7 protein-coding genes and 1 pseudogene are annotated in these 11,686 nt (G+C 73.6%); 3 read left to right on the forward strand and 5 right to left on the reverse strand.

The features are described 5' to 3' along the window. Nucleotides 1–120: 120 nt before the first annotated feature. Nucleotides 121–1,779, reverse strand: coding sequence for a catalase (locus VKA29_RS20240; RefSeq protein ID WP_324787281.1), 1,659 nt, complete (start codon nucleotides 1,777–1,779; stop codon nucleotides 121–123). A gap of 295 nt (nucleotides 1,780–2,074) precedes the next feature. Beyond that, nucleotides 2,075–3,538 carry an ornithine decarboxylase gene (locus VKA29_RS20245; protein WP_324787282.1) on the reverse strand — a complete coding sequence of 488 codons (1,464 nt, stop codon included), beginning with the start codon at nucleotides 3,536–3,538 and terminating at the stop codon, nucleotides 2,075–2,077. 168 nt (nucleotides 3,539–3,706) lie between these two features. Here VKA29_RS20245 and VKA29_RS20250 point away from each other — a divergent pair, with 168 nt between their 5' ends. Further along, nucleotides 3,707–4,900 carry an amidohydrolase gene (locus VKA29_RS20250; protein WP_324787283.1) on the forward strand — a complete coding sequence of 398 codons (1,194 nt, stop codon included), beginning with the start codon at nucleotides 3,707–3,709 and terminating at the stop codon, nucleotides 4,898–4,900. Between the two features lie 99 nt (nucleotides 4,901–4,999). Beyond that, nucleotides 5,000–5,110, forward strand: a pseudogene (locus tag VKA29_RS20255) (hydroxylase); the annotation flags it as partial. Between the two features lie 172 nt (nucleotides 5,111–5,282). Here the strand turns inward: VKA29_RS20255 and VKA29_RS20265 are convergent. The 3 genes from VKA29_RS20265 to VKA29_RS20275 form a co-directional block, all read right to left on the reverse strand. Continuing rightward, a complete protein-coding gene (locus tag VKA29_RS20265) occupies nucleotides 5,283–8,717 on the reverse strand; it encodes a phosphocholine-specific phospholipase C (protein WP_324787284.1) in 3,435 nt (1,144 codons plus the stop codon). A 172-nt stretch (nucleotides 8,718–8,889) separates the two neighbouring features. After that, on the reverse strand, nucleotides 8,890–9,222 hold the full coding sequence (locus tag VKA29_RS20270) for a hypothetical protein (protein WP_324787285.1): 333 nt from the start codon (nucleotides 9,220–9,222) through the stop codon (nucleotides 8,890–8,892). A 218-nt stretch (nucleotides 9,223–9,440) separates the two neighbouring features. Further along, nucleotides 9,441–10,109, reverse strand: coding sequence for a metalloregulator ArsR/SmtB family transcription factor (locus VKA29_RS20275; RefSeq protein ID WP_324787286.1), 669 nt, complete (start codon nucleotides 10,107–10,109; stop codon nucleotides 9,441–9,443). Between the two features lie 174 nt (nucleotides 10,110–10,283). On the opposite strand from VKA29_RS20275, the gene VKA29_RS20280 reads away from it, so the two are divergent. Then, nucleotides 10,284–11,561, forward strand: a complete 1,278-nt coding sequence (locus tag VKA29_RS20280) for an MFS transporter (RefSeq protein ID WP_324787287.1) — start codon at nucleotides 10,284–10,286, stop codon at nucleotides 11,559–11,561. Nucleotides 11,562–11,686 lie beyond the last annotated feature (125 nt).

Here is an 11,686-nt window from a genome sequence, read left to right on the forward strand (position 1 = left end):
CGCCCGGAGCGCCCCGGTCCGACCGGCACCCCGGTCCAACCCGACGGCACCCCGGTCCGGCCCGAAATGCCCCGAAGCGCCCGGAGCGCCCCGGTGCGCCCGGTCCGGTCCTTGCCGGGGTCAGCGCGTCACGACGTGGCGCTCGTTCGGCACGCAGTGGGTCATGGTCAGGCCCTCGATGTCGCGGGGCGGGTTCTTGCCCAGGTGGGCGAGGCGTTCGCGGTCCTCGGCGGTGAGGTTCTGGCTCGCCAGGGGTTCGAGGTCGGCGACGTCCTCGGGGGTGATGCCGAGGCCCTCGCCGACCCGGAGGCCGAGGTCGTTCTCGACCAGCAGGAAGTGCCACACCATGCGCTCCCGCACCTCGCGGTCGCACTGGGACAGCAGCGTGACGAGGTTCTTCACCAGGTCGTCGCGTTCCCAGTCCTGCATCAGCAGGTAGCGCTGCCCGGCCTGCCGGTAGTCGTCGGTGCGCGGGATGCGCCTGCGGGTGAGCCGGCCGCGGATCTCGGGGCCCTGCTCGTCGTGCCCGGGATGCTCGGCCTCGCGCAGCCCGCCGGTGATGGACGGCTCGTAGTTGACGGCCGGGTTCTCGCCGCCGCCGTCCACCTGGTACGTCATCGCGCCGTCCCGCTGGTTGGTGCGCACCTGGGCGTTCTTGGCCTGGTTGACGGGCAGTTGCAGGTAGTTCGGGCCGACCCGGTGACGCTGGGTGTCGCTGTAGGAGAAGGTGCGGCCGACGAGCATCTTGTCGTCGGAGAAGTCCAGGCCGTCGACGAGCACGCCGGTGCCGAAGGAGATCTGCTCGTTCTCGGCGAAGTAGTTCCGCGGCATCCGGTCGAGCACCATGCGGCCGACCGGCCTGGGCGGGAAGTCCTGCTCCGGCCAGGTCTTGGTGTCGTCCAGCGGGTCGAAGTCCAGTTCGGGGTGCTCGTCGTCGTCCATCATCTGCACCAGGAGCTCCCACTCCGGGTGCTCGCCGCGGGCGACGGCCTCGTAGAGGTCCTTGGTGGCGTGGCCGAGCGAGTCCGCCTGGACGTTGGCGGCGTCCTCCTCGGTCATGCTGCGCACGCCCTGCCTGGGCATCCAGTGGTACTTGACGAGGACGGTGCGGCCCTCGCCGTTGACCCATTTGTAGGTGTTGACGCCGAACCCCTGCATGTGGCGGTAGTCGGAGGGGATGCCGCGCGGGCTGAAGAGGTTGACCAGCATGTGCATCGACTCCGGCGTCTGCGACATGAAGTCGAAGATCCGGCGCGGCTGCTGCTCGAAGGTGACCGGGTCCGGCTTCAGGGCGTGGATGACGTCCGGGAACTTGATCGCGTCCCGGATGAAGAAGACGGCCAGGTTGTTGCCGACCAGGTCCCAGTTGCCGTCCTCGGTGTAGAACTTCACCGCGAAGCCGCGCGGGTCGCGGGCGGCCTCGGAGGAGTCCCGGCCGCCGATGACGGTGGAGAAGCGGACGGCCACGTCCGTGCGCTTGCCCCGCTCCTGGAACAGCTTGGCCCGTGTGAAACGGCCGATGGGTTCGTCGCCCCAGGCGCCGTACGCCTCGAAGTAGCCGTACGCGGTGACGCCCCGGGCGTGCACCACGCGCTCGGGGACGCGTTCCCGGTCGAAGTGGCTGATCTTCTCCAGGAACTGGTAGTTCTCCAGGGTCGCCGGGCCACGGGCGCCGACGGTCCGCTGGTTCTGGTTGTCGTGGACGGGGTGGCCCTGCCGGTTGGTGAGCACCTTCCGGCCGTCGCCGGGTGCGGGTCCCCTGCTGGATACGTCCGTCATGGCCGTGGCTCCTTGGGCTCGTCTGTCGCGCCGGCGGGAGGCACGGCTGACGGGCAGCCTCCGCCGGGCCGCGGATGGCCCCGGGTACCCGCGACTCCGGGCGGCTCACGCCGGGGCGTTTCGGTCATATCGCCCACGATGGCCCGGCTGTCATGAGGCCGCCACCGGTCGGTCCCGCCCGGCCCACCCCGTCGGCCCGCGCCGCTCACCCGGTCGGCCCGCGCGGCTCACCCGGTCGGGCGCGCCACCGCCGGGTCGGTTCCGCGCCCCGGGTCGGTTCCGCGCCGCTGCCCGGTCAGTCCCGCACCACCACCCGCACGATGCGCACCGTCGGGTCGGCGGCGTCCGCGATCAGGAAGCCGTGCTCGACGCCGCTGCGCAGGTAGTCCAGGACCTCCGCGGTGATCACCTCGCCCGGGGCCACGACCGGGACGCCGGGCGGGTACGGGCTGATCATCTCGGCCGCGATCCGGCCCACGGCGCGTTCGGCGGGCACCTGCTCGGCGGTCCCGAAGAACGCGTCGCGGGGCAGGAGTGCCTGTTCCAGCTCCAGCGCGGCCGGCTCGGGCAGGCGGACCTCCGGCAGGCGTTCGATCCCGGGGGCGCCCTCGGTCAGCGCGTGCAGCGAGTCGATCAGCAGCTTCTCCGTGGCGTCGTCGTCCGCGTGGGTGATCGAGGCGCTGAGCCGGCAGGTGTCCGATCCCCCGACGTCGATGTGGCAGGCGGCACGCAGCCACTCGGCGGCCTGCATCCCGCTCACGCCCAGCCCCCGCACGTCGACCACGATCTTCAGCGGGTCGTAGTCGGCGGCGAGTCCCTCGTCGAGGACGTCCTGGCCCATCACCTCGAGCCCCGGCATCTCCTCGACCGCGGCCCGGATCCGCTTCGCGCGCTGCAGCGCCGCGTCCAGCAGCGCGTGCCCCTGCTCGACCATCTGGCGCCGCCAGCCGTCGAGCGCCGCGTAGACGAGGGAGGAGGCGCTGGTGGTGCCGAGCAGGTCCTCCCGCTGCTTGAGCACCTCGGGCGCCACCCGGTCGTGCTGGAGGTGGAAGACGGAGCTCTGCTCGATGGCGCCGCCCATCTTGTGGACGCTGGTGACCACGAGGTCCGCGTCGGCGTCCATGCCCCAGACCGGCAGGTCGGGGTGGAACGGCAGGTGGGCGCCCCACGCCTCGTCGACGATGAGGGGGACGTCGGCCTCGTGGCACGCCCCGGCGACCCCGGCGATGTCCGCGCAGGTGCCCCAGTCGGTGGGGGTGATCAGGAGCATGCCCTTGGCGTCGGGGTGCTCCCGCAGCCGGCGGCGCACGTCGTCGGGCTCGGGCGGGTGGGCGAGGTGCCGTTCGCCGTCGAACTTCGGGTGGACCCAGATCGGCCGCACTCCGTTGATGATCACCGCCGCGATCACGGACTTGTGGGCGTTGCGCGACAGCAGCAGCTTCTCCCCCGGTCCCGCCACCGAGCACATCGCCGTCCTGACCGACAGGGAGCTGCCGCAGGTGGAGAAGAAGGCCCGCTCGGCGCCGACGGCGTCGGCCATCAGCTCCTGTGCCTTCGACAGCACGCCCTGGGACTGCCGCCGGTCGTCCAGGCCGTTCAGGGTGAGCACGTCGGAGCGGAAGACGTCGATGCCCAGGACCTCCGCCACGCGGGGGTCGGTGCCGCGGCCCTGCTTGTGTCCGGGCGGTCCGTAGGCGACGTCTCCGCGGCGCCTGAACTCCTCCAGTGCCTCCAGCACCGGTACCCGTGAGTGGTCCATCGTGCCTCCCGCCCGCGGTCCGCCGGGTGCGGGCCGCGCTGCCGTGCGGACCCGGTTCTCCGCACAGCCACCGTGTTGCACCGGTCGCCCGCTCCAAACCCCCGGTGTCGGTGGCCGGTTCGGTGGAACCCGGTCGGCGGAACCCTTCCCCGTCCTTGAGGAGGCCGTGTGTCCGTCACGCCCGACGCCCTGCACCGCCGGGTCCGCAAGGAGGTCGCGGACCGGCTCGACCTGGTGTGGCAGGTCGCGTCGACGCTGCACGCCGACCCCGAGTACGCCTTCGCCGAGCGGCGCGCGGCGGCTCTGCTGACCGGCGAGCTGCGCCGGGCCGGGTTCGACGTGCGGCAGGACGTGGCCGGGCTGCCCACGGCGTTCACGGCACGCCGGGGCGAGGGCGGCCCGACGGTGGCGCTGCTGCTGGAGTACGACGCGCTGCCCGGGCTGGGGCACGCCTGCGGGCACAACCTCATCGCCGCCGCCGGTCTGGGCGCGGCGCTGGCGGTCCGCGCGGCGTGGGACGGCGGGCCCGGCACGGTGCTCGCGGTGGGCAGCCCGGCGGAGGAGGGCGGCGGCGGAAAGGCGCTCGAGGCGGAGGCGGGGGTGTTCGACGGCGTCGACGCGGCGCTCATGTTCCACCCGGGCGTGCACGACTGGGTCCGGGCGCCGCTCACCGCCCAGGAACAGTACGTGGTCGGCTTCCACGGCCGGGCCGCGCACCCCACGGGCAACCCGGCCGAGGGCATCGACGCGCTGGCGGCCCTGATCGAGATGTTCAACGTGCTGGCCGCGCTCGGGCGGCGGCTGCCCGAGGCGTCGCACGTGCAGGGCATCGTCACGCACGGCGGCACGGCCACGAACATCGTCCCCGAGTACGCCGAGGGGCGTTTCGGCCTGCGGGCGGCCACCACCGGGGCGCTGGACGACCTCGCCGGGCAGTTGCGCACGTGCGCCGCGGGCGTCGCGCAGGCCACCGGCACCACCGTCGCCGTCGAGCGCGCCACCGTCCGCTACGAGCACTTCCGCGACAGCGAGGCGCTGTCCGAGCGCTTCGCGGCGCATCTCTCCCGCGCCGGTGTCGACCTCACGCCGCCCCGGCCCGGCGTGTACCTGGGCTCCTCCGACATCGGCAACGTCAGCGGGCTGCTCCCGGCCATCCATCCCTTCGTCGCGATCACGGGTGAGGACGGCTCCGACCACACCCCCGAGTTCGCCGCGGCGGCGGCGTCGGACCGGGCCCGCAGGGTGCTCGCCGCGGCCACGGAGGCACTGGCGTGCACGGCGGTCGACGTGCTGCGCGACGAGGCGCTGCGCGCCGCCGCCTGGCGGGCGCACCGTGCGGAGACGGCCGGACCGGCCCGCTGACCTGGCGGTACGCATCCACGGCAGGGATGCGGCGGATACGGGCTTCGGATCGCGCGGAGGACGGCGGGCGGCGCCGCCGGTCGCCGGGAGACGGCGCCGGCCGTCACCCTGACGGTGGAGGGCATCGGCGCGGTCAGCGACACCCGTGTCCCCGGCGTCGAGCCGGTACCGCTGCCCGCCGGCCGGCGCCGCTCGCGGGAGCGGCCGTGAGCGGGCGGCCTGGTCACCGCGGGGAAGGCGCCGTCACCGTGCTCCGGCGCGTCCTTCTTCGGCTCCGCCCTCTCCTTCGCCGTGATCCGCGGCGGCCACATCGGCACCGCCGTCCTGGGCGTCGTGCAGGGCCCGCGCGGGGGCCGGCCGGCTCCCCGCGCGGGCGCGTGGCTCAGGCGTCGTCGACCGGGCCGGTGCCGAGGCGGACGTTGTCGATCGCCCAGAACCAGTTGTTCCCCGCGTTGTACAACCGGAAGTTCACCTTGACCGAGGTGGCTCCGGACGGGACCGCGAAGGAGAGGTCGACCAGCCGGTTCTGCTGGTCCTGGCCGTTGTTGGTGTTCCCCGAGGCCGCGCTGGAGTAGTGCAGCACGCGGATCGCCTGGCCGGAGTCGAACTCGACCGTGACCTCGGCCTCCTGCGGGCTCTCCTGACGGTAGTGGGAGTCGAAGCCCAGGTGGAGCGTCGAGGTGCCCGGCGGGACGGCGACCGCGGGAGTGGTCAGCGTCGAGTCGAACCGCCCGCGGCTCGCCGGGCTGCCGGTGTCGTCCCAGTCGTCGGCGTCGGCGACCGCGACGATCCCGAGGCTCCGGCTGAAGCCCGGCCGGTCCTGCCCCGCCGGGAACCAGAACTGCTTGGAGAGGAAGGACCAGCCCTGCAGTTCCCTGGTGCCCTGCGGCATCGTCGGCGCGTCGGTGACCGTCCAGCCCTCGGGCGCGGTCCTCGTCCAGCCGGTGAGACCGGGGCGGCTGAGGTCGACGGCCGGTGCCAGGGACGGGGCGACGGACTCGAAGTCCTCGGCGAGCAGGTAACCGGTCATGACCGGGCCCACCCCGGCGGTCAGGGACGCCGTGCGCTCCTTGGTCCGCCCGCCCAGGCTCGCGGTGACGGTGGCCTTGACCGTGGCGGACGTACGGGCGGCCGAGACCGGCGCGACGACGTTCCACCTCAGCGCGACGGACGAGCGGGCCGGCACCGTGGCCGGCACGGGGGCCGACGGGGTGGCGGTCCAGCCGTCCGGCAGGGTGAGCGTGCCCGCCAGGCCGGTGAGCGGGGCGCCGCCGGCGTTGGTGACGGTCGCGGTCACGGTGCGCGGTGCACCCGGGGAGAGGACGGTGCCGTCGGTCTTCGGCGAGGCCGACGGACCGGTCAGGGCCACGGTCATCGCTTCGGCGACCGCGGTGCGCACGCGCGCGTCGGCGATCTTCAGCAGACCGTCGCCGTCGGCGTACGCGGCCACGATCAGGCTCCCGACGGTGGCGTCGGCGGCCGGTGTGACGGTGAAGCGGACGTCGGCGGACTTCCCGGCGGCCAGTGACCGCGGCGCGGACCCGGACCGTTCGACCGTCCAGCCGGCGGGGGCGAGCAGGGTGGCCGTGAGGCGGGCCAGCCCGGCCGCGCTCCGGTTCGTCAGGGTGACGACGACCTCGGCCGGGCTGCCCTGGGCGAGCGGGGTGTCCAGGGACGGCAGCGGCTCGGGGAGGGCGATCGAAGCGGCCAGCGCCGGGAGCGTGCCGGTGGCCGGGTCGGTGACCCCCCGCTTGCCGTCGGCCGGGCGGCCGGTCATACGGCGCAGGAAGCCCGGGTCGCCTTTGTCGACCACGACGATGTCGTACCAGCCGTGGCGGGCGAGGCGGACCGGCACGATCTGCTTCTGTCCGGGCGCGAGGGTGACGGTGCGTACGTGGTCGCCGGCGTCGCGCGGGTAGACCGACTCGCCGACCAGGAGCGTCCGGGTCGTCGAGGAGGGATTGGCGCAGTGGACCATGACCTGGCCCGCTCCGGCCTGCTCGGCCAGGTACGCCTCGGCTCCGGCGCCGGTGCCGCGCAGTTCCCACGTCGACCAGCCGGGGCCGCGCACCTGGAGGTCGTAACCGTCGGGCCCGTGGGCGAGCGTGCCCACGGTGGATCCGCCCGCGGCGACCGTCCAGGTCCGCGGCTCGCCGGCGTCGCCGGGGTACGCGGTGACGGTGGCGGCCGCGGTGCCGGTGTTGCCGAGCCGCAGCCGGACCCGGCCGTCGGTGACCTCCGCGCGCAACGACAGGCGGTACGGCAGGGGACGGGTGGGGCGGGTGCCCGCCTCCTGTTCCGGGAGCGCCTGCTCCTTCGGCGGAACGGGGTTCCACCGGCCGACCGGCGCCGGTACCGGGCCGGGCTGCTCCACGTCGGGCTGCGGGTGGGTGCGGTGGAAGTCGAAGACGGAGGTGAGGTCGCCGAAGACGCTGCGGCGCCAGGCGCTGATGTTGGGCTCCCGGACCCCGGTCCACCGCTCCATGAAACGGATGACGGAGGTGTGGTCGAACGCCTCGGAGGAGACGAAGCCGCCCACCGTCCACGGCGAGACGACCGTCATCGGCACCCGCGGACCGGGGCCGACCGGGCGGCCGTTGAACCAGTCGTCGTCGTTGCCGGAGTCGGGCTTCGGCGCGACCGGGGCGGGCACGTGGTCGAAGTAGCCGTCGTTCTCGTCGAAGTTGATGAACAGCACCGTCTTCGACCAGGTCTCGGGGTCGCTCGCGAGGGCGTCGAGCAGGTCGTAGACCAGGTTGGCGCTGCCGACCGGGGTGGAGGAGCCGGGGTGTTCGGAGAGCGCCGCCGTGGGTACCACCCAACTCACCCTGGGGAGCGTGCCGTTCTTGATGTCCGCCGTCAGCCGGGGGATCAGGGTGTCCGGCTCGGAGCGGTAGGCGCCGCGCAGGAAGAGCCGGCGCTCGGCCTCGGTCAGGGAGTCGACGCCCTGCTGGAACTGGGCGAGGGCCTCCTTGCGCTGCGCGGAGGTCTTGCCCCAGAGGCTGTCGTAGAACTGCTCGGTGGTGGAGTACTGCCCGCTGACCTTGGCGAGGATCTTCCGGCCGATCCGCTTCCACGGCCGGAAGTATTCGACCGCGTTGTCGGTGAAGTTGTCCCACTCCTGGTAGATCTGCCACGAGACCCCGGCCGCCTCCAGGCGCTCGGGGTAGGTGGTCCAGTCGTATCCGGCGTGCGTGTAGGAGTAGGCGGCGTTGGTGACGGCTCGGTTCACGCCGTCCGGCTCGAAGCCCGTGGTGCCGGTCCACAGGTAGTTGCGGTTGGGGTTGGTCGAGCCGTACACGGAGCAGAAGTAGGAGTCGCAGATGGTGAACCGGTCGGCCAGTTCGTACTGCAGGGGTATGTCCCGCCGGTCGTAGAAGGCCATGGTGCTCTGGCCCTTGGCGGCGATCCAGTCGTCCCACCAGCCGTTCGAGCGTGCCTGGATGCCGTCCGGGAAGCCGTGCGGGAGCGAGCCCAGGTACTGGATGTCGCTCTCCGGGCGGCCGGCCTCGACCGCCGCCTGGCGCGCCGAGAAGGGAAGGACGTCGCCGCCGGACCGGGGCTGCCTGAAGACGTCGGCGCCGCCGGGCAGGCGCAGGGGGGTGCGGTCGCCGAAGCCGCGCACGCCCTTGAGGGTGCCGAAGTAGTTGTCGAAGGAGCGGTTCTCTTGCATCAGCACGATGACGTGCTCGATCGCGTCCATGCCGCCGCGCGGCATCGGCGCGGCCATGGCCTTGAGGAGCGACGGGGGCAGGAGGGACAGCGCGGTTCCACCGGCGAGAGCACCGAGGATCCTGCGGCGGGAGGTGTCGGACATGGTGCGGAGACTATGGCTCCGGAACGGGGCCCAAGAAGCCTCCGCGACAGGGCTTCGCCCACTGTTCACGCGGAGGCATCCGGCGTTCGTACTGGTCACACGGTGGGGTTCGGCGGACGGCGCGCGGGACGGCGGTCACGCGGCCGTGGCAGTCCGGCCGCGGCGGGCGGCGTCAGCCGCTGCCCCGCGGCGCCTCGCGCAGACTCGGGCGGACGTCCAGCAGCCGCTCCACACCCGCGATCCGCATCACCTGGTGGGCCAGCCGGTGACGCACCACGACCCGCAGGGCCTTGCCGCGGAAGACCGCCTCGGCTCGGACCAGTTCCAGCATGCTCACGCCGGCGGCGGTGACGATGGGCGTCCGCACGTCGACGACGACACACGGTTCGGGGCACCCACGGACCAGCTCCGTCAGCTCACGGCCCACCTCGGCAGCGTTGGCTATGTCGACGACCACGTCGAGCGTGATCACCTGCCGGCCGGACGCGCGCCGCGTCGTCAACATGTATGGCTCCCATGCCGCCTTGGTCCTGGGGCGGGCGCCGCATGCAGCGGCCCGCCGCCGGCGGCGGTCGTGCCGCGCGCGCCGCCGTGTTGTCAGGCGGGTACCCAGGCGGAAGGAGCCGTACTCCTCCGTTTCCGGCCGAAAGCACGGCGGCGGTCGCGGCCCGGCCGGAAACGGCCGGACGGTGCGCGGGCGGGGCGCGATGCGCCGTCCGCGGGTCACGCGGCGTTCCCCGTCTCCACCGGCAGGTCGGCCAGCCGCCACTCCAGCATCCCGTCCACCAGACGGACCGCTCGGCGGCCTCGTGCGGTCAACAGGCGTACGGCGTCGTGGGCGAGCACGCAGTAGGCGCCCCGGCAGTAGGCCACCACCTCTGTCTCCTCGGGCAACTCGGCGACGCGGGCGGCGAGTTCGTCGACCGGGATGGAGAGGGCGCCGGGGATGTGGCCCGCCGCGTACTCCTCGGCGGGCCGCACGTCCAGCACGACCACGTCGCCGGCCGCCGCGCGGGCGAGCAGTTCCGCACGGCCGACCTCCTCGCCGTCGGCGGGACCGAGGTAGGCGGTCCGGGCGGGCTCGACCGCGTCCTGGTGGGCCTGCGCGACCTGGCGCAGCAGCGCGTACAGGGCGGCGACGTCGTCCCCGGCGAGCCGGTAGTGGATGCGCACGCCTTCCCGCCGGGTGGCGACGAGTCCGGCCTGCTTGAGGGTCTGCAGGTGGGCGGAGGCGGTGGTCAGGTTCAGGTCGGCGGCTCGGGCCAGGGCGTCGACGGTGCGCTCGCCCTGGGCCAGCAGATCGAGCAGTTCCAGGCGCTTTCCGCTGCTCAACGCCTTACCGGTGCGGGCGAAGGCGTCGTAGAGCGCGGCCTTGCGAGTGAGGTCTCCCATAGCGTCGACTCCCCTTTCTCCAATAATCCATGGAATAGTGTAGACGAGTAGGGGCGGCCGTGTGCGCACGCGGCGGCCCCGGCGTCCCGCCCGTCGTCCCGGCACCTGGAGGAACCCGATGCGCTTCACCGCCCCGGCCCGCGCGGCCGTACACCGCCGTCCGCAGGAGGAGGCGTGAGCGCCACGACGGCCGCCCGCGGCGAGGGCGTGCGCCTCGGGCTGCGCGCCAATATGGCCCAGTTCTCGCTGCTGGTCGCGGTCAACGCGCTGGTCGGCGGCATGCTCGGCCAGGAGCGCACCGTGCTGCCGCTGCTCGCCCGCGAGGTCTTCCACCTGTCCGCCTACACCGCCGCGCTGACCTACATCGTGGCGTTCGGCGCCACCAAGGCGGTCACGAACTTCTTCGCCGGCACCCTCTCCGACCGGTACGGCCGCAAGCCCGTACTGGTCGCCGGCTGGCTCGTGGCGCTGCCGGTGCCCGCGCTGCTGATCTGGGGGCCGAGCTGGGGCTGGATCGTCCTCGCCAACGTCCTGCTCGGCGTCAACCAGGGCCTGACCTGGTCCACCACGGTCATCATGAAGATCGACCTGGTCGGTCCCGAACGCCGGGGCCTGGCCATGGGCTTCAACGAGGCCTCCGGCTACGTCGCCCTCGCCGCCACCGCCATGGCCACGGGCTCGCTCGCCGCCCACTGGGGGCTGCGCCCCGCCCCGTTCCTGCTCGGCGCCGCCTACGCCGCGCTCGCCCTCGGCCTGTCCACCCTCGCCGTCCGCGAGACCCGGGACCACGCCCGCGCCGAGGCCGCCCTCCCCCGGCCTCCCGCCCGGGTCAACCCGGACCACCACGGCGAGCTGACCACCGGCCAGGTCGCCCGCATCACCAGCTTCGGCGACAAGGCACTGTCCGCCGCCAGCCAGGCCGGCCTGGTCAACAACCTCAACGACGCCCTCGCCTGGGGCCTCTTCCCGCTGCTGTTCGCGGCCCACGGACTGTCCGTCGCCCGGATCGGCGTCCTCGCCGCGCTGTATCCCGCGGTGTGGGGATTCGGGCAACTGCTCACCGGCTGGTGGTCCGACCGGATCGGCCGCAAGCACCTCATCACCGCGGGCATGCTGGTCCAGGCCGCGGCCCTCGCCCTGGTGGCGGCCGGCACCACGTTCCCCGTCTGGGCCGCGGCCCAGGTGCTCCTGGGCGCCGGGACCGCGCTGGTCTACCCGACCCTGCTCGCCGCCATCGGCGACGTCGCCCACCCCGCCTGGCGGGCCCGCTCCGTGGGCGTCTACCGGCTGTGGCGCGACGGCGGTTTCGCCGTGGGCGCCCTGCTGGCCGGCGTGCTCGCCGACGCCTACGGCCTGGCCGCGGCGACCTGGGCCGTCGCCGTGCTCACCGCGGTGTCCGGGCTCGTCGTGGCGGTGCGCATGTACGAGACCAGTCCGCGCACGAGGTCATGACCCGGCGGGTGCCTCCCCACCTCGACGGGAGGTGACCGGCCGACGGGAGATGACCGGCCGACGGGAGGTGACCGGCCGACGGGAGGTGACCCGTCGACGGAGGTCACCGGTCGACGGCAGGTCAC

Origin of the sequence: Streptomyces sp. H51 (genome assembly GCF_035656535.1) — a bacterium.
In the GTDB taxonomy this organism is placed as follows: domain Bacteria; phylum Actinomycetota; class Actinomycetes; order Streptomycetales; family Streptomycetaceae; genus Streptomyces.

Coding starts and splice junctions, on each gene's coding strand:
- VKA29_RS20245 (WP_324787282.1), bottom strand. CDS start 3,538: ATGGACCACTCACGGGTACCGGTGCTGGAGGCACTGGAGGAGTTCAGG.
- VKA29_RS20265 (WP_324787284.1), bottom strand. CDS start 8,717: ATGTCCGACACCTCCCGCCGCAGGATCCTCGGTGCTCTCGCCGGTGGA.
- VKA29_RS20240 (WP_324787281.1), bottom strand. CDS start 1,779: ATGACGGACGTATCCAGCAGGGGACCCGCACCCGGCGACGGCCGGAAG.
- VKA29_RS20270 (WP_324787285.1), bottom strand. CDS start 9,222: ATGTTGACGACGCGGCGCGCGTCCGGCCGGCAGGTGATCACGCTCGAC.
- VKA29_RS20275 (WP_324787286.1), bottom strand. CDS start 10,109: ATGGGAGACCTCACTCGCAAGGCCGCGCTCTACGACGCCTTCGCCCGC.